A 21736-nucleotide genomic window follows, 5' to 3' on the forward strand; every position below is an offset into this window, starting at 1 on the left:
GACGTGCCCTTCAGCGGGCGCTGAAGCCGGCGTCCTCGATCGCCTGGTAGATGTCGGCCGCCGACACGAAGGCGCCGTGTTCGATCGTCGCGGCGCCGGTGTCGAGCGAGATCTCGAGGTAGCCGATGCCGGGCAGGTCCTGGATGGCGTTGGTCACCAGGCGCAGGCAGTGCTCGTCGCGCATGCCGGTGATGGTCAGGGTGGTGGTCTGCATGGGGGGCGGTCCTGAAGGGGAGAGCCGCATCTTGTCCGCGCTGGCAGCGCGGCGCAAGCGGGCGCCTTCAGCGGCGGCCGTCGAGACGCTGCCGGTAGAGCGCGGCGAGGCGGGCCGCCATCTGCGTATCGCTCCATTGCGCGGCATGGTGGCGGGCGGCATGGGCAAGGCGGGTGCGCTGGCCGTCGTCGCCGAGCACCTGATCGACGATGGCGGCGAAGCCGGCGGGCTCGTCCGGCGCGATGCGCGCGCCGCGTTGTGCGTGCAGGATGTCGGTCGTGCCCATCGCCGCCAGCGCCACCACTGGCAGCCCGGCGGCCATCGCCTCGAGCAGCACCAGACCCTGGGTCTCGGTGCGTGAGGCGAAGGTGAACACGTCGGCGGCGGCATAGCAGTCGGGCAGGCGCTTGCGCCGCTCGAGGTAGCCGACGAAGCGCACCGCCTGGCCCAGTCCCAGCCTGTCTGCGTGGCGCTGCAGGCTGCGCGTGGCCGGGCCCTCGCCGGCGATCACGAGCACGAAGTCCGGCCGCCGGGCGCGCAGCCGTGCCGCCACCTCGAGCAGGAAGCCGATGTTCTTCTCGTGGGCGACGCGGCCGATGTATAGGGCCATCGGCGCGTGCTCGGGGATGTCGTACAGGCGGCGGAAGTGGGCGCCGTCGCCGTGGGCGAAGTCCTGCACCGGGACGCCGGTCGGCAGCACTTCCATCGGCGCGGCGACGCCATAGGCGGCGAGCCGGTCGCGCATCGCGGTGGAGGGCACGACCACGGTGTCGACCGCATTGCACTGGGTGCGCGACAGGCGCCGGGCGAGGCCGCGCAGCAGGGCGGCGGGCACGAAGGGGGCGTAGTGCTGGAGGTATTCCTCGAACAGGGTGTGATAGGTGAGCAGGGCGGGCCGGCCGGCGGCGCGGGCGGCGGCAAGCCCTGCGTAGTGGGCGAGGAAGGGGGTCTGGATGTGCACGAGGTCGCAGTTCGCCGCCTCCCGCCTCGCCGCCTGCTGCATCGCGCGCCGCTCGACGAGGCGGTCCTCGGGGTCGAAGGGCAGGCGCCGGCCGCGGATGCGCACCACGCCATCGGCCTCGGGCTCGCGGCCGTAGCGCGGCACCAGCAGGCGCGCCTCCACGCCGTGGGCGGCGAGCGCGCGGCGGAAGGTGGCGATCGAGGTGGAGACGCCATTCACGCGCGGGAAGTAGACGTCGGAGATCATCAGTACTTTGAGCATTCACGCAGCTTGATCGCCGCGTGTTACCCGATGGTGACGCTGCGCGGGGCGCGACCGGGCTGGCCGCGGGGTGCGCCAATCGCTGGCCCGGCGTGACGTGCTCGGTGCACATTCGCCGGCGCGGGTGAGACAATCCTGCCTTTACGACCTTGGTCATAGCTTGCCCCGGCCGCCGCAGGCGGCCGGCAGGCGTTGTGGCTGCCATCATGAACCGCCCAGAATTCCTTAATGTCCTCGACGGCGACGCGCTGCCGTTTGCGCCTGCAGATGACGTCTGTGTCGGCGAGATCGTCTCGCCGGCGCTGCTCGAATGCGCGCCCGGGCTCGCCCTGCACGAGGCCGCGCGGCGCATGAGCGAGCGCGGCGTGAGCTCGATCCTGGTGGTCGAGGACGATGCAGTGGTCGGCATCTGGACCGAGCGCGACGCGCTGGCGGTGAACTTCGCCGACCCGGCGGCCTTCATGCTGCCGGTGCGCGCGGTCATGAGCACGCCGGTGCGCACGGTGCCGATGTCGACCCGGCTGCATGAGCTCACGCTGCGCTTTCGCGAGGAGCACCTGCGCCATTACCTCGTGGTGGATGCCGAGGGCCGGCGGGTGGGCATCGTGTCGCAGTCGGACGTGGTGCTCAACCAGGGCATCGAGCATTACCTGAAGCTGCGCAAGGTCGATTCCCTGGTCAAGGGCGGGCTGCATGCACTGGCGCCGCAAGCCGGCCTGGGCGAGGCCGCACGGCGCATGCGCGAGGGCGGGCTGGATGCGGTGGTGGTGGATTTCGGCCGCGCCGAAGCGGCGAGCGCGGCCGGGCGTTACGGCATCCTCACCGAGCGCGACATCACCCGCCTGGTCGCCAGCCGCGCGGCTGAGCGTGCGGTTAGCGAGCTTGCCAAGCGGCCGCTCATCGCCTGCAAGGAGGACGACAGCCTGTACCGGGTACGCGCCCTGCTGGCCGAACGCCACATCCGCCATGTCGGCGTGATCGGCGGCGACGGCGAGCTGTGCGACCTGATCAGCTTCAAGGACATCCTGAGCGGCATGGAGCTCGCCTATGTGCACGAGCTGCAGCATGCGCTGCGCGAGCGCGACCTGGCGCTGAGCTCCTCGCAGCGCAGCCTCTATCTGGCCGAGAAGGTCATCGAGAGCTCGCTCGAAGGCGTCATGGTGACCGACACCGAGGCCCGCATCGTGTCGGTGAATCCCGCCTTCAGCCATCTGACCGGCTACCGCGCCGACGAGGTGATCGGGCGCAACCCCTCGCTGCTCAGCTCGGGCCGCCAGAGCCCCGAGTTCTATGCCCGCATGTGGGCGGAGCTGAGCGAGACCGGCCAGTGGCAGGGCGAGGTGTGGAACCGGCGCAAGTCGGGCGAGGTGTATCCGCAGCTGCTGCACATCACCGCGATCCGCGACCGCGATGGCCAGCTCACCCACTACGCGGCGCTGTTCACCGACATCAGCCGCCTGAAGGAGAACGAGGCCCGTATCCGCGACCTCGCCTACTACGATCCGCTCACCGGCCTGCCCAACCGCCGCCTGCTCGAAGACCGCCTGCAGGTCGAGCTCGCCCACGCCGCGCGCATGCGCAGCCGGCTGGCGGTGATGTTCGTCGATCTCGACCGCTTCAAGCGCATCAACGACAGCCTCGGCCACGAGGTCGGCGACCGCCTGCTGGTCGAGATCGCCAGCCGCCTGCGCGCCTCGCTGCGCGAGGACGACACGGTGGCGCGCATGGGCGGCGACGAGTTCCTCGTCATCCTCAGCAACCTGCAGGGGCCGGACGAGGCGGCGGTGACCGCCCGCCGCCTGGTGAGCGCGCTGCGCCGGCCGGTGGTGATCGAGGGTCGCGAGCTGGTGGTCACGACCAGCGTCGGCATCAGCATCTACCCCGACGATTCGCTCGACGCGCAGACCCTGATCAAGAATGCCGACATCGCCATGTATCGCGCCAAGGACGAGGGCCGCAACAGCTTCCAGCTCTACGAGCCGGCGATGAATGCGCGCTCGCTCGAGCATCTGGCGCTCGAGACCGCGCTCCACCGCGCGCTGCCGCGCAGCGAGCTGCAGCTGTACTTCCAGCCGCTGGTCGAGGCCGGCGCTGGCAGCCTGGTGGCGGCCGAGGCGCTGCTGCGCTGGCAGCACCCCGACCTCGGCCTGGTGTCGCCGGCCGACTTCATCCCGCTCGCCGAGGAAACCGGCCTCATCGTGCCGATTGGCGAATGGGTGCTGCGCAGCGCCTGCGAGTACCACTGCAGCTGGCGCGAGACGGGTCGGCCGCCGCTGCGCATGATGGTGAACATCTCGGCGCGCCAGTTCCGCGACGAGGGCTTCGTGGCCATGGTCGGCAGCGTGCTGGCCGACACCGGCATGCCGCCCGAATCGCTGACGCTGGAGCTGACCGAGAGCATGCTGATGGAGGGGACCGATCGCGCCATCGCCCGCCTCGAGCAGTTGCGCGCGCTGGGCGTCGGCCTGGCGATCGACGACTTCGGCACCGGTTACTCCTCGCTCGCCTACCTGAAGCGCTTCCCGATCGACGAGCTGAAGATCGATCGCCTGTTCGTGCGCGGCATCGACCGCAATCCGCGTGATGCGGCGCTGGTGGCGGCGATCGTGTCGCTCGGCCACAGCCTGGGTTTGCGCGTGGTGGCCGAGGGGGTGGAGACGCGGGCGCATCTCGAGGTGCTGCGCGGCCAGGGCTGCGACCTGGCGCAGGGCTTTCACTTCAGCCGGCCGCTGCCGTGGACGGCGTTCGTGGCGGCGTTCGGCGCCGGCGACTGAGGCGCTCCGACGTGCCGCTCAGCGCGGGCGCGGGGCTGCGGCGAGGGCGTCCCAGGCGCTGCGCACCGCCTCCGGCCCATAGATGCGCTCGAGCCGGCGCACGGTGAAATGGCCGCGGCTGACGTCCTGGAAGTGGTTCATGAACAGCAGGTTGATCGTCGCCCCGGCGGCGGCGCCGATGCCGGGCACCAGCATGCCGGCCGCCTTCTGCGTGATCTGCACCTTGTAGCGTGCCGCCACCATCGTGATCAGGCGCAGCAGGGCCGGCGCGCCCTCCGCGCTCAGGCCCTTCTCGGCGAGGTGGCGGGCGGCCTCGCTGACCGTGGTGGCGAGCGCGGCGCGCACCGCGTAGTAGCCGGACTCGGTGGCGTCGTCGTGGCGCTGGTTGCCGCCGAGGGCGAACACCTCGAGCGCGGCCAGCCGCGTCGCCGGGGTGTCGATGTGTTCGCCCTCGGCACGTGCGATGTCGAGGATGGCGCGCATGATCAGCACCGTCGACAGCGGAATCTCCACCGTCAGCCCGGCCACGCCGAAGGCGCCGCCGCCGGCGCCGCTGACCGAGCCGAGCAGCTTGTGCAGGCGCGGCGAGGCCGGCCGCGGCGCGGGCTCGAGCGTGCGCGCGGCCGTGCCCATGGCGCGCAGCAGGGCTTCATGGGCCAGCCCGCCGACCTTTGCCCGCCAGCTCGCCGGCAGGCGCGCCATGCCCTGCTCGAGCGGGCTGCCGACGAAGCTGCTCAGGCGCGCGACCAGGCTGGGGTTTTCCAGCAGGCTGCGCGCGCGGGCGAGGGCCGCCAGGTCGGCATCGGCAAGTTGCAGGGTGTGGGTGCTCATGGCCAGGATTCTGCTCGCGGCGGTTGGGCGGCTCGAGGGGCGGGTTTGTGTGGGCGGCATTGGGCGCGGGCGCGGCGCCCGCCAACGCGTCGTGGTGCAGTCTCAGACGTCGGCCCCGCGCGCGGTGTTCCCCGCCTCAGGAGGGCTTGCCGGTCTCCAGCGACTGCAGGATGGCCGCGCCCAGCACCGCGGCCGACTGCGCCCCCGACACCGCCAGCTTGCGGTTGAGGATGAAGAAGGGCACGCCCTCGATGCCCTGGCGGCGCACGCCGGCGGCCATGCGCTCGACCGCATCGACGCTGCCGCGACCGTCCAGCCATTCGCGCACCACTTCCCGACGCTCGCCGCCGGCGGCGGCGATGTCGGCCAGCGTGTCCTTGTCGCCGATGTCGCGCCCTTCCTGGAAGTGGGCCGCGAACAAGGCACTGGCGAGCGCGGCGATGCGCGCCTGGGTCTGGCCCAGCGACTGCGCGCGGTACATCAGGCGGTGCGCCTGCAAGGTGTTGGGGCGCGTCCGGATGCGCTCGAAGGCGTAGCGCAGGCCGTCTTCCGCGGCGGCCGCGCGCACCGTGTCGAGCACCGCCTCGGCCTTGATCGGGCCGCCGAACTTGGCCTCGAGAAATTCCCGATACGGCTCGCCCGCGGCCGGGGTGTCCGGGTTGAGGAAGAAGGGCAGCCAGTTGATGCGCACGTCCAGGTCCGGCCGTGCGGACTTCAGCTCGGCGAGCGCGCGGTCGAGCCGCACCTTGCCGAGGTAGCACCAGGGGCAGACGAAGTCGGAGACGAGGTCGATGTCGAGGATCATGGGGTGGCTCACAGGAAACGGGCGATGAAGCAGGGCTGGGCGGGGTCGGCAGCGGTAGGCAGCGGCAGCCAGACGCGCCGGCCGCTGCCGGGGACGCGCTCGAGGGCGCTGCCGTCGGCGGCCAGCAGGCGGTCGAGGCGCTGCGCGTGGTTCGCGTCGGGCTGCACGAATTCGAGCCGGTCGCCGGTGCCAAAGCCGTTCTTGACCTCGACTTCGGCCAGGCCCCGGGTGGCATCAAAGCCCACCACCTCGCCCACCAGCAGACTGCGGCCGGATTCGGAGTGGCCGCGCAGGTAGTTCTGGTGCGCCGGGGTGGAGTGGCGCTGGTAGAAGCCGTCGGTGTAGCCGCGGCTGGCCAGGCCCTCGAGCTCGCCGAGCAGGCGCGCATCGAAGGGCCGGCCGGCCACCGCATCCTCGATCGCGCGGCGGTAGCCCTGGGCGGCGCGGGCGACGTAGTAGGGGCTCTTGGTGCGGCCCTCGATCTTGAGCGAATCGACGCCGATGTCCACCAGGCGCTGCACGTGCTCGATGGCGCGCAGGTCCTTGGAATTGAGGATGTAGGTGCCGTGCTCGTCCTCCTCGATCGGCATCAGCTCGCCGGGCCGGGTGCCTTCTTCCAGCAGCCACACCTTGCTGCCACCGACGTGGCGCGGTCCGCCGCCGAGCGCCAGGCCCTGCACCGTGTCGAGCTTGCTGCGGGTGGCGGTGCCGACCGCCCCGGCGTCCTGCGGGTTGCCGATCGGCGCGCTGCCGCAGGCGCGCACGTCGCCGGCGCCGTCTTCGCCCGCCTCGTGCAGCTTGTAGTCCCAGCGGCAGCTATTGGTGCAGCTGCCCTGGTTGGGGTCGCGGTGGTTGAAGTAGCCCGACAGCAGGCAGCGGCCGGAGTACGCAATGCACAGTGCGCCATGGACGAAGACCTCGAGCTCCATGTCCGGGCAGGCGTCGCGGATCTCGGCGACCTCGTCCAGCGACAGCTCGCGCGACAGGATGATGCGCTTGACCCCCACCGACTGCCAGAAGCGCACCGAGGCGTAGTTGGTGGTGTTGGCCTGCACCGAGAGGTGGATGTCCACGTCCGGCCAGCGCTCGCGCACCATCATGATCAGCCCGGGGTCGGCCATGATCAGGGCGTCCGGCTTCATCGCGATGACCGGCGCCATGTCGTCCTCGAAGGTGCGCAGCTTGGCGTTGTGCGGGGTGATGTTGGCGACCAGGTAGAACAGCTTGCCGGCGGCGTGGGCCTCGGCGATGCCGGCGGCGAGCGTGTCGAGCTGGCCGAAGCTGTTGTTGCGCACGCGCAGTGAGTAGCGCGGCTGGCCGGCGTAGACCGCATCCGCGCCGTAGGCGAAGGCGGTGCGCATCATGTCGAGGGTGCCGGCGGGGGCGAGCAGCTCGGGGCGGGGCAGGGGGGTGGCCATGGCGGCGGCGGGTGCGGACATCGACGGGCGGGGGCAGTCAAAGCCGCATTCTACCCGTCCAGCCCGCGCATTCCGCCGCTGCGCCGGCGCTCGCTGGCGGCGGTTTCAGTCGCCGTACTTTGGCCAGGCGGGCAGGCGCAGGTCGAGGAACAGGGCGAGCAGGCGCGAACCGGTGGCCGCGCCGATGCCGGCGAGCGTCGACAGCGGCAGCGGCAGGCCGATGGCGTCCAGCCCGAGGAACACCCCGCAGCCGAACAGCGCGCACAGCGCATAGGGGCGGTGGTCGCTATAGACCTTGGGGATCTCGTTGCACAGCACGTCGCGTGACACGCCGCCGAACACCGCGGTGATCACGCCCATCATCATCGACACCAGCACCGGCATGCCGGCGGCGTTGGCGATGGTGGCGCCCGAGATCGCGAACAGGCCCAGGCCGCAGGCGTCGGCGAACTCCATCAGGCCCTCGCCGAACTTGTGGCGCAGCGTCTTCAGCCACAGCGGGGTGGTCAGCACCATCGCCAGCACCAGCCACAGGTATTCCTGGTTCTGGATCCAGAAGAAGGGCTGGCGGTCGAGCAGGACGTCGCGCACCGTGCCGCCGCCGAAGGCGCTGACGAAGGCGACCGAGAACACGCCGACGATGTCCATGCGCTTGCGGGTGGCTTCGATCAGGCCGGACATGGCGAAAGCGATGGTGCCGCCGACTTCGATGGCGATCAGGAAGGGGTGGAGATTCATGTGCGGGCCAGGGGGCGTTGAGCGCGAAGGCGGGATGGTCGGGTGCGCAGGTTTGCGCTGACGCCCATGCTAACCCGCCGGCGTGCCGGCGTCCGCCTGTGCAAGCCAGCGCGCCGCAGCCTGGGCGGCGGCGACCCCGGTGGCGAAGCAGGCGGTGAGCAGATAGCCGCCGGTGGGGGCCTCCCAGTCGAGCATCTCGCCGGCGACGAAGACGCCCGGGCGGGCGGTCAGCATCAGGTCGCCGTCCACCGCCTCGAAGCGCACGCCGCCGGCGCTGCTGATCGCCTCGTCGAGCGGGCGGGTGGCGACGAGGCGCAGCGGCAAGGCCTTGATGCCGGCGGCGAGGCGGGCCGGATCGTCGAAATCGGCCTTCGGCAGGCATTCGCGCAGCAGGCCGGCCTTGACCCCCTTGATGCCGGCCTGGCCTTGCAGGTGGCTGGCCAGCGAGCGGCTGCCGCGCGGACGGGCGAGCTCAACGGCGAGGCGCTCCAGGCTGCGTCCCGGCGCGAGGTCCAGATACAGCGTCACGCTGCCGAGTGCAGCGAGGGTGTCGCGCAGCGGCGCCGACAGGGCGTAGATCAGCCCGCCTTCGATGCCGGAGGCGGAGATCAGGCATTCGCCGGCACGCTCGTGCGACTGGCCGGTGGCGTCGCTGAAATGGGCGCAAACCGATTTCAAGGGCTGGCCGCGGAAGCGCTCGAGGAAGTGCGTGCTCCAGCCGCGGGCGGCCGGCCTGCCCGTTTCGCCCGCGTCCGAGGCTTGGGCCAGGGTGTCCGGCGCGCCGACGTCGAAGCCGCAGTTGGCGGGCTGCAAGGCCGCGACATCGACACCGGCATCACGCAGCAGCGACACCCAGGCCCCGTCCGAGCCCAGCTTGGCCCAGCTGCCACCACCCAGGGCCAGCACGAGGGCATCGGCCTCGATGATTCGCTCGCCTTCCGGGGTGGCGAAGCGCAGCCGCTGGCGGCCTGTGGACGTGGCCGGCGCGCTCGCCGCCTGGCCGTGAGCGGGTAGCGTCCGGGCGTCCGCCCGTGCTGCCGGGTCCCAGCCCTCCCAGCCCTGCCAGCGGTGGCGCACGGCGAAACGCACGCCGGCTGCACGCAGGCGCGCCAGCCAGGCACGCAGCAGCGGCGCCGCCTTCATCTCGGTCGGGAACACCCGCCCCGATGTACCGACGAAGGTCTCGATTCCCAGGCCATGCGCCCAGTCGCGCAAGGCCTGCGCGCCGAAGGCCTGGAGCATGGGGGTCAGTGCCGCGCGGCGTTGGCCGTAGCGCGACAGGAAGGGCTCGAAGGCTTCGCTATGGGTGAGATTGAGTCCGCCGCGGCCGGCGAGCAGGAACTTGCGCCCGACCGAGGGCATGGCATCGAACACGGTCACGTCGAGGCCGGCAGCGGCCAGTGTCTCAGCAGCCATCAGGCCGGCAGGTCCACCGCCGATGACGGCGACGTGGTGGCGAGGGGCGACGCGCGCGCGCGGCGGCGACGTCGTCATGCTGTTTGCAGGTACATGGCGTGTGAGCCGGCGCGACCCAGGCAGGCCACCCGCCTAGGCCGCGGGAAAGCGACGGCGGAAGCCTTCCGGCACCGCGGCCTTGCGGCGCTCGACATAGTTGAAGAACACGACGCCGGTCTTGCCGCGCGCGACTTCCCGCCCGCTGGCCTCGTCCGACATGCGCCACACCAGGTCGCAGCCGAAGTCGTGGAAGTCGTCGGCGGCCATCTCCACCTGCATCGTTTCGCCGTGAAAGGCTTCGGAGCGGTATTGCAGCGCGGCGTCGGCGACGATGATGCCCAGCCCGTCGACGTCGAGCTCGGTGTAGCCCATCGATTGCAGGAAGCGCACCCGCGCCTCGGAGACGAGGCCGAGCAGTTGTGCGTTGTCGAGATGGTGGCCGTAGTTGATGTGCGAGATCAGCAGCGGGATGGTGGTGCTGAAGGGAAAACGGTCGGGCAGTGCGATGCGGACGCGGGCCATGGCGGGGCGGTTCGGGAGACGAACGTGAAAGGGGGCGGACAAGACGAAGAGGCCCGAGCGTAACGGCCCGGGCCTGGGTGGTGCAAGCACGGCCCGGCAGCCGCGCCGATGGCGTCAGCCCTGCGGCGGAATGCGCAGCACCTGGCCCGGATAGATCTTGTCCGGATGGCTCAGCATCGGCTTGTTGGCCTCGAAGATCGCCGGGTACTTGTTGGCATTGCCGTAGAACTTCTTGGCGATGGCCGACAGGGTGTCGCCGCGCACCACGGTGTGGAACTGCGCCTCGGGCTCCGGGTTGTTGACGCGGATCTGGTCATCGACCTCGGCGACGCCGGCGACGTTGCCGGCCGCGAGCAGGATCTTCTCCTTGGTGGCCTGGTCGGCGGCGGTGCCGGCCACGGTCACGACCGAGCGTGCGCCGTCGAAGCTGACCGCCAGGTCGGCGGGCGCGAGTTGCATCGCCACGATGTAATTCTTGATCGCCTCGGCGGCCTTGGTGTTGGCGGCGGCATCGGCCGGGGCGCTTGCAGCCTTCGCCTCGCCGCTACCGAAGAGCTTCTCGCCCGCGTCCTTGATGAATGCAAACAGTCCCATGTGGATCTCCTGTCGAGGTTGAATGACGTGTCTCGCGTTCAGCATAGGGGATCGCGCGGGCCGTCGTCCATGTCCGTGATCGATGCGAGGTGTGTGGCGCCATGCATCCTGGCGGTGCATTTTCTTGTATTTGTCATTGCGGCCGCGTTTCCGTCGTGATGGATGCACAAGAATGGTGATCTTGATGCACAATAACGGGGATTTCGCGCGATAACCTCGGGTAAAACCGAGGTTATCGCATGCGCGTGTCTGCTCACTCCACTCAACCTACAGGTTCACGAACATGAAATATCAGTCCCTCGAGGAGTTCCTGGCTTACGTCGAACAGCGCAACCCCGGCCAGCCCGAGTTTCTGCAGGCCGTCAGCGAGGTCATGGAGAGCCTGTGGCCCTTCATCTCCGCCAACAAGCGCTATGCCGAGCATGCCCTCCTCGACCGCCTGATCGAGCCCGAGCGCGTGATCATGTTCCGCGTGTCGTGGGTGGATGACCGCGGCGAGGTGCAGGTCAACCGCGGTTACCGCATCCAGCACAACTCGGCCATCGGTCCCTACAAGGGCGGCCTGCGCTTCCACCCCTCGGTGAACCTGTCCATCCTGAAGTTCCTCGCCTTCGAGCAGACCTTCAAGAACGCACTCACCACGCTGCCGATGGGCGGCGGCAAGGGCGGTTCCGACTTCGACCCGAAGGGCCGCAGTCCGGGCGAGGTGATGCGCTTCTGCCAGGCCTTCATCAGCGAGCTGTATCGCCACGTCGGTCCCGACACCGACGTGCCGGCCGGCGACATCGGCGTCGGCGGTCGTGAGGTCGGCTTCATGGCCGGCATGATGAAGAAGCTGTCGAACAACGCCGCCTGCGTGTTCACCGGCAAGGGCCTGTCCTTCGGCGGCTCGCTGATCCGTCCGGAATCGACCGGCTACGGCACGGTGTACTTCGCCAACGCCATGCTCGAGCACGCCGGGCGCGACTTCAAGGGCCTGCGCGTGGCGGTGTCGGGTTCGGGCAACGTCGCCCAGTACGCGATCGAAAAGCTGCTCGAGCTCGGCGCCAAGCCGATCACCTGCTCGGATTCGAGCGGCACCGTGATCGACGAGGCCGGCTTCACCGCCGAGAAGCTCGCGATCCTGATGGAGATCAAGAACCACTACTACGGCCGCGTCGCCGAGTACGCCGAGCGCGTCGGCGCCCGTTTCGAGCCCAACGTGCGTCCGTGGCACGTGCCGGTCGATGTCGCCCTGCCGTGCGCGACCCAGAACGAGCTCGACGGTAACGATGCCGCCACCCTGGTCAAGAACGGGGTGATCGCCGTGGCCGAGGGCGCCAACATGCCGAGCACCATCGAGGCGGTGAAGATCTTCGAGCACAACGGTGTGCTGTACGCGCCGGGCAAGGCCTCCAACGCCGGCGGCGTCGCCACGTCGGGCCTCGAGATGAGCCAGAACGCGATGCGCATGTCGTGGACGCGCGAAGAGGTCGACGCCCGCCTGAAGGAGATCATGCTCGGCATCCACGCCGCCTGCCTCAAGTACGGCAAGCGCGAGGACGGCACCGTGAGCTACGCCGACGGCGCCAACGTGGCCGGCTTCGTCAAGGTCGCCGAGGCCATGCTGGCCCAGGGCGTGATCTGATCGCCTGAGTGGGCACCGCTCCCCCGGTTGCGGCCGGGGCCTGCCAACCGCCTGTCGTGCCCCGCGCCGACAGGCGGTTTTGCGTTCACCGGTGGCCTGCGGGCGATCGGTTAAACTGCGGCCGATTTCACGCATCCAGGAAGCACAAGCCATGATCCAGGCCACCATCGTCCCCGTCACCCCCTTCCAGCAGAACTGCAGCATCGTGTGGTGCGAGCGAACGAAGAAGGCCGCCGTGGTCGACCCCGGCGGCGACATCGAGCGCATCCTCGCCGCGGTGGCCAAGCTGGGGGTCAGCGTCGAGAAGATCCTCATCACCCATGGCCACATCGACCACGCAGGCGGCACGGCGAAGCTTGCGCGCGAACTCGGCGTGCCGGTCGAGGGGCCGCAGGAGGAAGACCGCTTCTGGATCGAGGGCATGCCGCAGCAGAGCAAGATGTTCGGTTTCCCCGAGGTCGAGTCCTTCGAGCCCGACCGCTGGCTGCACGACGGCGACACGGTCACGGTTGGCGCGGAATCCTTCAAGGTCATCCACACGCCCGGGCACACGCCGGGCCATGTCGTGTTCGTGCACGAGGGCGCGCGCCTGGCGATCGTTGGCGACGTGCTGTTCGCCGGCTCCATCGGCCGCACCGACTTCCCGCGCGGCGACCACCAGACCCTGATCCGTTCGATCCGCGACAAGCTGTTCCCGCTCGGCGACGACATCACCTTCATCCCCGGCCACGGCCCGACCTCGACTTTCGGCGAGGAGCGCGAGAGCAACCCCTTCGTCGGCGCCTACGGCTGAGCCCGTTGCCCGCAATGGGTAGCGCCCTGGCATGAGCGCCGCCGGCGCGATTGTTCGGCGCGCCATTCCGGCGCAATATCCCCGTGTGAGCATTCATCCCCGGCTGGGCCGGGAATTCACCATCACAGGGGGCATGCAATGAGCAACGACGAAGGCAGGAAGAAAGGCTACCAGTGGCGCTTCTTCCGCTCTGGCGGTTTCGACCAGGTGCGCATCGAGAGCGCGGACGATCTGCGCCATCTCGCTGAGCTGGATCAGAAGCTGTGGTCGGTGCTGGCCTGCCCGACCTCCGGGCTGGAGTTCGACACGCGCACCCTGCAACTGCTCGACGCCGACGGCGACGGACGCATCCGCGCACCCGAGGTGGTCGCGGCGGTGCGCTGGGTGTGCACCGTATTGAAGGACCCGGACGTGCTCTTCCGCGCGCGCGAGGCCTTGCCGCTGGCGGCGATCGACGCCGATCACCCCGAGGGCGCCCGCCTGCTGGCGACGGCGAAGAAGGTGCTGGTCTATATCGACAAGCCCGAAGCCGATGCGATCTCGGTCGAGGATCTGGCCGACACCACGCGCCTGTTCGCGCCCGACCACTTCAACGGGGACGGCGTGGTGCCGGCCGAGCTCACCACCGACGCCGCGCTGGTGAAGGCGATCGGGCTCATCATCGACTGCTTCGGCGCGGTCGAGGATCGCAGCGGCAAGCCCGGGGTCGATGCCGACAAGGTCGAGGCCTTCTTCACCGCGGCGCACTCGGTTGCCGACTGGCACGCGCTGGCCGAGGCCAGCCCCGAGCGGATCCTGCCGCTGCAGGACGGTACCGAGGCCGCCGCCGCGGTGTTCGACGCGGTCTGCGACAAGGTCGGGGATTTCTTCACACGCTGCCGCCTCGCCGCCTTCGACGAGCGCGCCGCCGTCGCGCTGAACCCGGCCGATACCGTCTATCAGGGCCTGTCCGAGCAGATGCTGGATGCCGGCAGCGAGGGGGTTGCCGCGCTGCCGCTGGCACAAGTGGCAGCGGGTCGCGCGCTGCCGCTGGTCGAGGGATTGAATCCCGCCTGGGAGGCGCGCATCGCCGCGCTGCGCGAGCAGGTCGTCAAGCCCATCCTGGGCGAGCGCAGCGCGCTCACGCAGGCCGAGTGGCAGGATCTGACCGCCCGCTTTGCCGCCTACCGCGAGTGGCTGGCGGCACGGCCGGCGTCGCCGGTGGCGGCGATTGCGCTGGCGGAGCTGCGCGCGCTCCTTGACGGCGACACCCAGGCGAAGCTGAGCGCGCTGATCGAGCAGGACCTCGGCGCCGAGACCGCGGCCGCCCAGGTCGATGCGATCGAGCGCCTCGCGCGCTACAACCGCGACCTGGTCACGCTGCTGCGCAACTTCGTCACCCTGAGCGACTTCTACGGCGCGCACGAGAAGGCCATCTTCCAGGCCGGCACGCTGTATCTCGACCAGCGCAGCTGCGAGCTCTGCCTGCGGGTGGCGGACATGGGCCGCCACGCCACACTGGCGCCGCTGTCGGGCACCTACCTGGTGTATTGCAGTTGCGTGCGCCAGGGCGAGGCGCCGATCACCATCGTCGCCGCGATGACCGGTGGCGACGCGGACGAGATGATGGTGCCCGGCCGCAACGGGGTGTTCTACGACCGCCAGGGGCGCGACTGGAACGCCAGCGTGGTGCAGGTGGTCGAGGCGCCGATCAGCGTGCGCCAGGCCTTCTGGTCGCCGTACAAGCGCATCGCGCGCATGATCGGCGAGCAGATCCAGAAGTTCGCCGCCTCGCGCGACCAGGCGGTGGAGGCGCGCGCGGCGTCCGGTGTCGCCGAGGCGGGGGCGAAGGTCGAGGCGCCGGCAGCGGCCCCGGCCGCGCCCGCGCAGCCTTTCGACATCGCCAAGTTCGCCGGTATCTTCGCCGCCATCGGCCTTGCCCTGGGCGCCCTCGGCACGGCACTGGCGGCCGTGGTGTCGGGTTTCCTGTCGCTGCCGGCCTGGCAGATGCCGCTGGTGATCGTCGGCATCGTGCTGCTGATCTCGGGACCGTCGATGCTGCTTGCCTGGCTCAAGCTGCGCCAGCGCAACCTCGGGCCGCTGCTCGATGCCAACGGCTGGGCGGTCAACACCCGGGCACGCATCAACATCCCCTTCGGCGGCGCGCTCACCGGCGTGGCCGCACTGCCGCCGGGCGCCTCGCGTTCGCTCGCCGACCCCTATGCCGAGAAGCAGCGCCCGTGGGGCACCTACCTGTTCCTGTTGCTGGTCATCGTGGTCGCGATCGTGCTGTGGCGCCAGGGCGTGTACGAGCGCTTCCTCGGCTGAGCGGCGGTGCGCTCCCCCTGGCGGACACACAAGGGCGACAGCGCCTGACGGCGGGGGGCGAGGCGGGCCGGTGATCGGCTATGCTTCGCCCCCATGCTCGCCTTCATCCAGGTCCTCACCAGCGGAATCGCGATCGGCTGTGTCTATGGCCTGGTCGCGCTCTCCTTTGTCCTGATCTACAAGGCGGCCGAGACCGTCAGCTTCATGCAGGGCGACCTGCTGATGCTGGGCGCTTTCGCGGCGCTCGGCCTGCATCTGGCGGCCGGCTGGCCGCTGCTCGCCGCCGCCGTCGCCGCGGTGCTGGCGGTGGCGCTGCTCGGTGCGGCGCTCGAGCGCGTCGTGTTGCGGCGCGCGCTCGGCCAGCCCCACCTCGTCGCGGTGCTGCTCACCTTCGGCCTGGGCATGATGATGCGTGGCAGCGTGGCCTCGGTGCCGGCTGCGGCGCAGGAAATCCACCGCCTGCCGTTTGCCGCCGACACCTTCGCCATCGGACCGCTGGTGCTGGCCGCCAGCCACGTCTGGGTGGTGCTCGCCACGGTGCTGCTGGCGGCCGCGCTGGCGGCCTTCTTCCGCTTCACGCGGGCCGGGCTGGCGCTGCGCGCCTGTTCCGAGGATGCGCGCATCGCCGCCCTGATGGGTGTGCCGGTGGCACGCATGCATGTGCTCGCGTGGGCGCTGGGGGCGGGGCTGGCGGCCTGTGCCGGCCTGCTGCTGGCGCCGATCACCTTTGTCCACCTGAACATGGGTTTCATCGCGTTGAAGGCGTTTCCGGCCGCGGTGCTGGGCGGACTCACCAGCCTGCCTGGCGCGCTGCTGGCGGGTATCTTCCTCGGCGTGGTCGAGGCGGTGGCCGGCCTGATGCTGCCCGAGGGGGTGAAGGACGTCGTCCCCTACGTGCTGCTGATGCTGGCCCTGCTGCTGTTCCCGAGCGGTCTGGGCGTGGGCCTTGGGGCCGCGCTGCGGCGGCGCGGGGGCGGGCAGTGAAGGGCCGCCTGCCGGGTGGGCTGTTCCGCCCGCTGCCGTGGGCCGCGATCGTGGCGCTGGCGGTGCTCGCGCTGGGCGCCGACTATGCCTTCGGCAAGGCGACGATGGTGATCACGTACGCGATCGCCGGCCTCGGGGTGGTGATCGTGGTCGGCCTGGCGGGGCAGATCGCGCTCGGCCAGGCGGCGCTGGTGGCCCTTGGCGCCTATACGCAGGCAGTGCTGGTGCAGCGCGGCATTGCGCCGGTGCTGGCGCTGCCGGCGGCCGTGCTCGCCGGGCTGCTCGGTGGCGCGCTCGCCAGCCTGCCGGCGCGGCGCCTGGGCGGGCTGTACTTCGGCATGAGCACGCTCGCCTTCGCCCTCATCGTGGAAGAGGGCCTGGCGCGCTGGGAGTCGGTCACCCACGGTGCGGCGGGCATGGCGGTGGGGGCTTTCGGCGTGCTGGGCTGGCGCGCCGAGTCGACGCTGGCGCAGGCGCTGGTGAGCCTGGCGGCGCTCGCGCTGGCCCTGCTGGTGTGTGCGCGCCTGCTCGCATCGCGCCACGGCCGCGCGTGGCGGGCGGTGCGCGACGACGAGGTGGCGGCAGCCGCCTGCGGCGTGGCCCCGGCCGCCGCCAAGATGCAGGCCTTCATGGTCGGAGGTGCGCTGTCGGGCCTGGCCGGCGCGCTCTACGCGCACTGGATCGGCTTCATCAGCCCGGAGCAGTTCGGCCTGGTGTTCTCCTTCGAGTTGTTGATGCTGGCGTTCATCGGCGGCGCACGCCACCTGGGCGGCGCCTTGTGGGGTGCCCTGGTGATCGTCGCCATCCCGCAGGTGATCGCGCTGCTGCGTGATCAGCTACCCGGCGAGTGGGCGCGCGCGGCGGGGCTGGAGCTGGTGCTGTTCGGCGCGGTGATCGTCGCCGTGGTGCTGCTGCGTCCGGCGGGCATCGCCGGCGCGGGGTCGCGCTGAGCGCTTCGTTCGTGGCCACCTCCGGGCGCGTGCAGGGGCGCTGTGGCGGGCGGGGCGCAGCGCCAGCCGACGGGTCCTTGATGCGTGAATTGACTGCAATTATGAACGCCCAGACAATCCCGACACTCGCGTCGTGCCGGGTCGTGTTGCTTTGTGTGGGGGCACCGCGCCACGGCACCGGCCCCATCAGGAGATCCGAATCGTGAACACCTTGCGTTCCCTGGCGCTCGCCGCGCTGTCCTGCTTCGCCCTGAGCGCGCCGGTGGCGGCCGCACCCGGGGTGAGCACCAACGAGATCGTGGTCGGCACCGTGTCTGATCTGTCCGGGCCGATCGCCATGCTCGGCGTGCCGGTGCGCGACGGCATGCTGATGCGCTTCGACGAGCTCAATGCCGGCGGTGGCGTGCATGGGCGCCGCATCCGCCTGGTGGTCGAGGACGCCGGCTACGATCCCAAGCGCGCCGTGCTCGCGGCGCGCAAGCTGGTGCAGCGCGACCAGGCTTTCGCCTTCATCGCCAACATGGGCACCCCGGTGGTGATGGCGACGATGCCGATCATCGTCGACGCCGGCCGCCTGCACCTGTTTCCCTTCTCGCCCCACCGCGCCACCTACGAGCCGCTGCACCCGCTCAAGTTCCAGAACTTCGCGCCCTATTTCGACTACATGGAGGCGGCCACCCGCCACATGGTCGAGCAGCGCGGCTACGCGCGCACCTGCCTGCTGTACCAGGACGATGACTACGGCCTGGAGGTGATGAAGGGGGTCGAGGCCGGGCTCGCCCGCCTCGATCGCGAACTGGTCGAGCGCACCAGCTACAAGCGCGGCGCCACCGATCTGTCGAGCCAGATCGCGCGCCTGCGCGCGGCACGCTGCGATTTCGTCGTGCTCGCCACCGTGGTGCGCGAGACCGTGGCGGCGATGGCCGAGGCGCGCAAGATCGGCTGGAACGTCGACATGCTGGTTACCGCCTCCGGCTATTCGGCACAGACCCATGAACTGGGCGGTGCGGCGGTCGAGGGCTTGTATGGCGTGTCGGTGCTGCCCCACCCCTACGTCGAAGGCGCCAACAGCCAGCTCGCCGACTGGATCGAGCGCTATCGCGCACGCTTCAAGGCCGAGCCCAATGTGTGGAGCGTGATGGGCTACACCCTGGCCGACCTCTTCGTGCGCACCGCCGAGGCCACCGGCCGCGAGCTGACGCCGGAAGCCTTCGCGCGCACCCTCGAGCGCATGACCTTCTCGCGCGACTACTTCGGCAGCCCGAGCTACCGCTTCACGCCCGAGGATCATCTGGGCAACCGTCATGGCCGCCTGGCGCAGATCCGCGACGGGCGCTGGCAGCTCATCAGCGATTACCTGGAGTGATCGTGGCGCGCCCGGGTGCGGCGCACGCCGGGCGCCGGATGCGTTACGCTTGAGGCGTTGCCAAGATCCCTGGCGGTCAGATGACTTCTCCCCGCACCATCACCGTCGCCTTCACCGGCGCCTCCGGCCTGCCCTACGGCGTGCGCCTGGTCGAATGCCTGCTGCAGGCGGGCTGCCGCGTGTGGTTGCTGTACTCGCAGGTGGCGCAGATCGTCGCCCGCCAGGAGATGGGCTGGAATCTGCCGGCGCGCCCGGCGGAGGTCGAGGCCGAGCTGTCCGCCCGTTTCAATGCCGCCCCCGGCGCTCTGCGCGTGTTCGGGCGCGAGGAATGGTTCGCGCCGCCCGCCTCGGGCTCCAATCCGCCCGACGCCATGGTGGTGTGCCCGTGCACGATGGCGACGCTGGCGGCGATCGCCGGCGGCCTGAGCCAGAACCTCATCGAGCGCGCTGCCGACGTCGTCATCAAGGAAGGCCGCAAGCTGGTGCTGGTGCCGCGCGAGACGCCTTATTCGGCGATCCATCTCGACAACATGCTCAGGCTGGCCCGGCTCGGCGTGTGCATCCTGCCGCCCAACCCGGGCTTTTACCACCACCCGCAGACCGTGCAGGACCTGGTCGACTTCGTCGTCGCCCGCATCCTGGACCAGCTCGGCGTCGCGCATGCGCTGATGGCACGCTGGGGCGAGGACCGCCTGCGCGCCGCCGCCGATGGGCTGGATCATGCCTGAGGCCCGGTGCGCGATACCCGCCGCAGGCGGCTCACAGGGAGTCTCGTCATGACCGATCGCATTCGCCTGCCGCTGTTTCCGCTCAAGACCGTGCTGTTTCCCGGCGGGGTGCTGCCGCTGCGCGTGTTCGAGCCGCGCTACATGGACATGGTCACGCGCTGCATGCGTGAGGGGGCGAGCTTCGGCGTGTGCCTGATCGCCGCCGGCGAGGAGGTGGGCGAGGCCGCGGTGCCGCATCCGGTGGGGACCGAGGCCCGTATCGAACAATGGGACATGGAGCAGGCCGGGGTCCTCAACCTGGTGACGCGTGGCGGGGCGCGCTTTCGCATCGAGGACCACGAGGTCGAGCGTGACGGCCTGCTCGTGGCGAGCGTGCGCTGGCTCGAGGAGCCACCTGCCGAGGCCCTGCCCGAGGCCCAGGCCGACATGCTGCCCCTGCTCAGGACCATCATTGCCGAGCTCGGCGAGCGCCTGCCGCCGCCGCATCATTTCGACGACGCCGGCTGGGTGGGGGCGCGCTACACCGAGCTGCTGCCCATTCCCTTGCTGGCCAAGCAGAAGCTGCTCGAGCTTGACGACCCGCTCGGCCGGCTCGAGATCCTGCAGCAGTACCTGCGCGAGCACGGCCTGCTGCCCAACCTCGCCTGAGCGTTGTCGCGCCCGCGCCGCGCCTCAGCCGGTGAACAGATCGGGGCGGGCGAGGGCGCCCAGGATGCGGCGCACCGGGGTGGGCAGGGCGGCGTCGTCGAGCGCGTGCAGCGGCTGCCAGTACGCGTCATCGGCTTCCGCCACCCGGTGGGTGTCTGCGCGCCTGCCCCTGCCCGGCCCGCTGTCGGGCCCGCCTTCGACCTGCAACAGCAGCGGCTGCATCTCGAGCACGAAGTGGGTGAAGGTATGGCGCAGCGGTGTCAGGCGGGCGGCGGGCGCGCACTGCAGGCCGAAGCGGGTGCCGGCCCAGCATGCGGCGTCCTCGACCTCGGGCGGCAGCTCGGGCAGGGCCAGCAGGCCGCCCCAGATGCCGCTGGGCGGCCGGCGCTCGAGCAGCACCTCGCGCTCGTGCACGATCACCGCGTAGCGCGCGCTGCGCCGCGGCACGGCCTTGCGTGGCCGCGCGGCCGGCAACTCGGCGATGCGGCCGTCGCGCCGGGCGACGCAGTCGTCGTGAAAGGGGCAGCGTGCGCAGGCTGGACGCGCCCGGGTGCACAGTGTGGCGCCGAGGTCCATCTGGGCCTGGATGTAGCGCCCGACCTCGCGCTCGGGCAGCAGGGATTCGGCGAGCGCCCAGAGCTGGTTCTCCACCGCCTTGGCGCCGGGAAAGCCCTCGACGCCGAAGCGGCGGCACAGCACGCGCTTGACGTTGCCGTCGAGGATGGCCGCGCGCTCGCCAAAGGCGAAGGCGGCGATCGCGGCCGCGGTCGAGCGGCCCACGCCGGGCAGGGTGGCGATCGCAGCCGCGGTGCGCGGGAAGATGCCGCCGTGGGCGTCGACGATGCGCTGCGCTGCGCGGTGCAGGTTGCGCGCGCGGGCGTAGTAGCCCAGCCCGCTCCACAGCGCCATCACGTCCTCCACCGGCGCGGCCGCGAGCGCGGCCACGCCGGGGAAGCGCGCCAGGAAACGCCGGTAGTAGGGGATCACGGTCTCGACCTGCGTCTGTTGCAGCATGATCTCGGACAACCAGATGCGGTACGGGTCGGTGCTGCCCTGCCAGGGCAGATCGTGGCGTCCGTGATCGCGTTGCCAGGCGATCAGGCGTCGCGCGAAATCACTCATGTCGCGGTTTTTCCAGTGTTTTTAAAGCTGTATTGAGGCTATTGCTCTCGACGTGCCGCGCCGGCACGAGGATAATCCGCGCTTCTTTCGCATTGCAACAGAGCGCGGGACGACCGTGCCGACCATTCTTCATGACCCAACAGACCTTCTCGGGCGAGGACTTCTCGCGCCGCTTCCGTAACGCGCTCGGCATGTTCGCCACCGGCATCACCGTGGTGACCACGCGCAGCCCGGCCGGCGAGGCGATCGGCCTCACGGTGAACTCCTTCAACTCGGTGTCGCTCGACCCGCCGTTGATCGTGTGGAGTCTGTCGAACGACCTGCCCAGCCGCGGCGTGTTCGAAGGCTGCGAATACTACGCGATCAACGTGCTCGCCGAGGACCAGGCCGAGCTGTCGCAACGCTTCGCCAGCCGCCTCGACGACAAGTTCGCCGGACTCGACTTCGAGACCGGGGTGGGGGGCATCCCGCTGCTGAAGGGCTGCTGCGCCCGCTTCGAGTGCCGCAACACGGTGCGCCATGAAGGCGGCGATCACCTCGTCTTCATCAGCGAGGTGCTGAGCTTCGATCGCGAGGACCGCCAGCCCCTGCTCTATTTTGCCGGCGGCTACCGCCGGCTCGCCGGCTGACCCCATCCC

The 21736-nt window shown here is 70.4% G+C and carries 20 protein-coding genes; 10 read left to right on the forward strand and 10 right to left on the reverse strand.

What is annotated here, in order from left to right:
- Window positions 1-10 precede the first annotated feature (10 nt).
- Window positions 11-214 carry a heavy-metal-associated domain-containing protein gene (locus ACMV5O_RS02925; protein ID WP_416162075.1) on the reverse strand — a complete coding sequence of 68 codons (204 nt, stop codon included), beginning with the start codon at window positions 212-214 and terminating at the stop codon, window positions 11-13.
- Between the two features lie 67 nt (window positions 215-281).
- Window positions 282-1436: a glycosyltransferase gene (locus ACMV5O_RS02930; protein ID WP_416162076.1), complete on the reverse strand. Its 1155-nt coding sequence runs from the start codon at window positions 1434-1436 to the stop codon at window positions 282-284.
- Between the two features lie 206 nt (window positions 1437-1642).
- Here ACMV5O_RS02930 and ACMV5O_RS02935 point away from each other — a divergent pair, with 206 nt between their 5' ends.
- Window positions 1643-4210: an EAL domain-containing protein gene (locus ACMV5O_RS02935; protein ID WP_416162077.1), complete on the forward strand. Its 2568-nt coding sequence runs from the start codon at window positions 1643-1645 to the stop codon at window positions 4208-4210.
- An 18-nt stretch (window positions 4211-4228) separates the two neighbouring features.
- On the opposite strand, the gene ACMV5O_RS02940 is transcribed toward ACMV5O_RS02935, so the two are convergent.
- From ACMV5O_RS02940 to lysM, 7 genes are all read right to left on the reverse strand, one after another.
- Window positions 4229-5041, reverse strand: a complete 813-nt coding sequence (locus ACMV5O_RS02940) for an EcsC family protein (RefSeq protein ID WP_416162078.1) — start codon at window positions 5039-5041, stop codon at window positions 4229-4231.
- 136 nt (window positions 5042-5177) lie between these two features.
- Window positions 5178-5846, reverse strand: coding sequence for a DsbA family oxidoreductase (locus ACMV5O_RS02945; protein ID WP_416162079.1), 669 nt, complete (start codon window positions 5844-5846; stop codon window positions 5178-5180).
- An 8-nt stretch (window positions 5847-5854) separates the two neighbouring features.
- Window positions 5855-7264, reverse strand: a complete 1410-nt coding sequence (yegQ, locus tag ACMV5O_RS02950; protein WP_416162332.1) for a tRNA 5-hydroxyuridine modification protein YegQ — start codon at window positions 7262-7264, stop codon at window positions 5855-5857.
- Window positions 7265-7369: 105 nt separating this feature from the next.
- On the reverse strand, window positions 7370-8002 hold the full coding sequence (locus ACMV5O_RS02955; protein WP_324539561.1) for a trimeric intracellular cation channel family protein: 633 nt from the start codon (window positions 8000-8002) through the stop codon (window positions 7370-7372).
- Between the two features lie 69 nt (window positions 8003-8071).
- Entirely contained in the window at window positions 8072-9496 is a 1425-nt protein-coding gene (locus ACMV5O_RS02960) for a TIGR03862 family flavoprotein (RefSeq protein WP_416162080.1), read from the reverse strand.
- A gap of 54 nt (window positions 9497-9550) precedes the next feature.
- A complete protein-coding gene (locus ACMV5O_RS02965) occupies window positions 9551-9979 on the reverse strand; it encodes an acyl-CoA thioesterase (protein ID WP_416162081.1) in 429 nt (142 codons plus the stop codon).
- Between the two features lie 114 nt (window positions 9980-10093).
- Window positions 10094-10573 carry a peptidoglycan-binding protein LysM gene (lysM, locus tag ACMV5O_RS02970; protein WP_416162082.1) on the reverse strand — a complete coding sequence of 160 codons (480 nt, stop codon included), beginning with the start codon at window positions 10571-10573 and terminating at the stop codon, window positions 10094-10096.
- 283 nt (window positions 10574-10856) lie between these two features.
- Here lysM and gdhA point away from each other — a divergent pair, with 283 nt between their 5' ends.
- The 8 genes from gdhA (at window position 10857) to ACMV5O_RS03010 (ending at window position 19976) form a co-directional block, all read left to right on the forward strand.
- Window positions 10857-12200 (forward strand): NADP-specific glutamate dehydrogenase, encoded by a 1344-nt coding sequence (gene gdhA / locus ACMV5O_RS02975; RefSeq protein WP_416162083.1) that lies wholly within the window; start codon window positions 10857-10859, stop codon window positions 12198-12200.
- A 151-nt stretch (window positions 12201-12351) separates the two neighbouring features.
- Window positions 12352-12993, forward strand: coding sequence for an MBL fold metallo-hydrolase (locus tag ACMV5O_RS02980; RefSeq protein WP_416162084.1), 642 nt, complete (start codon window positions 12352-12354; stop codon window positions 12991-12993).
- A gap of 138 nt (window positions 12994-13131) precedes the next feature.
- Window positions 13132-15300 (forward strand): hypothetical protein, encoded by a 2169-nt coding sequence (locus ACMV5O_RS02985; RefSeq protein WP_416162085.1) that lies wholly within the window; start codon window positions 13132-13134, stop codon window positions 15298-15300.
- A 93-nt stretch (window positions 15301-15393) separates the two neighbouring features.
- Window positions 15394-16284: a branched-chain amino acid ABC transporter permease gene (locus ACMV5O_RS02990; RefSeq protein WP_416162086.1), complete on the forward strand. Its 891-nt coding sequence runs from the start codon at window positions 15394-15396 to the stop codon at window positions 16282-16284.
- A complete protein-coding gene (locus tag ACMV5O_RS02995) occupies window positions 16281-17234 on the forward strand; it encodes a branched-chain amino acid ABC transporter permease (protein WP_416162087.1) in 954 nt (317 codons plus the stop codon). Before ACMV5O_RS02990 ends, ACMV5O_RS02995 begins: the two co-directional genes overlap by 4 nt.
- Window positions 17235-17436: 202 nt before the next feature.
- Window positions 17437-18600 carry an ABC transporter substrate-binding protein gene (locus ACMV5O_RS03000; RefSeq protein ID WP_416162088.1) on the forward strand — a complete coding sequence of 388 codons (1164 nt, stop codon included), beginning with the start codon at window positions 17437-17439 and terminating at the stop codon, window positions 18598-18600.
- Between the two features lie 80 nt (window positions 18601-18680).
- Window positions 18681-19328, forward strand: coding sequence for a flavin prenyltransferase UbiX (locus ACMV5O_RS03005; RefSeq protein WP_416162089.1), 648 nt, complete (start codon window positions 18681-18683; stop codon window positions 19326-19328).
- Window positions 19329-19376: 48 nt separating this feature from the next.
- Window positions 19377-19976: an LON peptidase substrate-binding domain-containing protein gene (locus ACMV5O_RS03010; RefSeq protein ID WP_416162090.1), complete on the forward strand. Its 600-nt coding sequence runs from the start codon at window positions 19377-19379 to the stop codon at window positions 19974-19976.
- Window positions 19977-20000: 24 nt separating this feature from the next.
- Here ACMV5O_RS03010 and mutY read toward each other — a convergent pair whose 3' ends face one another.
- The gene (mutY, locus tag ACMV5O_RS03015) at window positions 20001-21098 is read right to left on the reverse strand and encodes an A/G-specific adenine glycosylase (protein WP_416162091.1); all 1098 of its coding nucleotides are present in this window, start codon (window positions 21096-21098) and stop codon (window positions 20001-20003) included.
- Window positions 21099-21229: 131 nt separating this feature from the next.
- Between mutY and ACMV5O_RS03020 the strand changes: the two genes are divergently transcribed.
- Window positions 21230-21727 carry a flavin reductase family protein gene (locus ACMV5O_RS03020; RefSeq protein WP_416162092.1) on the forward strand — a complete coding sequence of 166 codons (498 nt, stop codon included), beginning with the start codon at window positions 21230-21232 and terminating at the stop codon, window positions 21725-21727.
- Window positions 21728-21736 lie beyond the last annotated feature (9 nt).

It is taken from the genome of Thauera sp. WH-1 (assembly GCF_047806685.1).
Taxonomy (GTDB): Bacteria; Pseudomonadota; Gammaproteobacteria; order Burkholderiales; family Rhodocyclaceae; genus Thauera.

What these genes read in the sequence shown, in the direction of transcription:
- ACMV5O_RS02925 (WP_416162075.1), bottom strand. Translation starts at nt 214, where the DNA reads ATGCAGACCACCACCCTGACCATCACCGGCATGCGCGACGAGCACTGC.
- ACMV5O_RS02930 (WP_416162076.1), bottom strand. Translation starts at nt 1,436, where the DNA reads ATGCTCAAAGTACTGATGATCTCCGACGTCTACTTCCCGCGCGTGAAT.
- ACMV5O_RS02935 (WP_416162077.1), top strand. Translation starts at nt 1,643, where the DNA reads ATGAACCGCCCAGAATTCCTTAATGTCCTCGACGGCGACGCGCTGCCG.
- ACMV5O_RS02940 (WP_416162078.1), bottom strand. Translation starts at nt 5,041, where the DNA reads ATGAGCACCCACACCCTGCAACTTGCCGATGCCGACCTGGCGGCCCTC.
- ACMV5O_RS02945 (WP_416162079.1), bottom strand. Translation starts at nt 5,846, where the DNA reads ATGATCCTCGACATCGACCTCGTCTCCGACTTCGTCTGCCCCTGGTGC.
- yegQ (WP_416162332.1), bottom strand. Translation starts at nt 7,264, where the DNA reads ATGGCCACCCCCCTGCCCCGCCCCGAGCTGCTCGCCCCCGCCGGCACC.
- ACMV5O_RS02955 (WP_324539561.1), bottom strand. Translation starts at nt 8,002, where the DNA reads ATGAATCTCCACCCCTTCCTGATCGCCATCGAAGTCGGCGGCACCATC.
- ACMV5O_RS02960 (WP_416162080.1), bottom strand. Translation starts at nt 9,496, where the DNA reads ATGACGACGTCGCCGCCGCGCGCGCGCGTCGCCCCTCGCCACCACGTC.
- ACMV5O_RS02965 (WP_416162081.1), bottom strand. Translation starts at nt 9,979, where the DNA reads ATGGCCCGCGTCCGCATCGCACTGCCCGACCGTTTTCCCTTCAGCACC.
- lysM (WP_416162082.1), bottom strand. Translation starts at nt 10,573, where the DNA reads ATGGGACTGTTTGCATTCATCAAGGACGCGGGCGAGAAGCTCTTCGGT.
- gdhA (WP_416162083.1), top strand. Translation starts at nt 10,857, where the DNA reads ATGAAATATCAGTCCCTCGAGGAGTTCCTGGCTTACGTCGAACAGCGC.
- ACMV5O_RS02980 (WP_416162084.1), top strand. Translation starts at nt 12,352, where the DNA reads ATGATCCAGGCCACCATCGTCCCCGTCACCCCCTTCCAGCAGAACTGC.
- ACMV5O_RS02985 (WP_416162085.1), top strand. Translation starts at nt 13,132, where the DNA reads ATGAGCAACGACGAAGGCAGGAAGAAAGGCTACCAGTGGCGCTTCTTC.
- ACMV5O_RS02990 (WP_416162086.1), top strand. Translation starts at nt 15,394, where the DNA reads ATGCTCGCCTTCATCCAGGTCCTCACCAGCGGAATCGCGATCGGCTGT.
- ACMV5O_RS03005 (WP_416162089.1), top strand. Translation starts at nt 18,681, where the DNA reads ATGACTTCTCCCCGCACCATCACCGTCGCCTTCACCGGCGCCTCCGGC.
- ACMV5O_RS03010 (WP_416162090.1), top strand. Translation starts at nt 19,377, where the DNA reads ATGACCGATCGCATTCGCCTGCCGCTGTTTCCGCTCAAGACCGTGCTG.
- mutY (WP_416162091.1), bottom strand. Translation starts at nt 21,098, where the DNA reads ATGAGTGATTTCGCGCGACGCCTGATCGCCTGGCAACGCGATCACGGA.
- ACMV5O_RS03020 (WP_416162092.1), top strand. Translation starts at nt 21,230, where the DNA reads ATGACCCAACAGACCTTCTCGGGCGAGGACTTCTCGCGCCGCTTCCGT.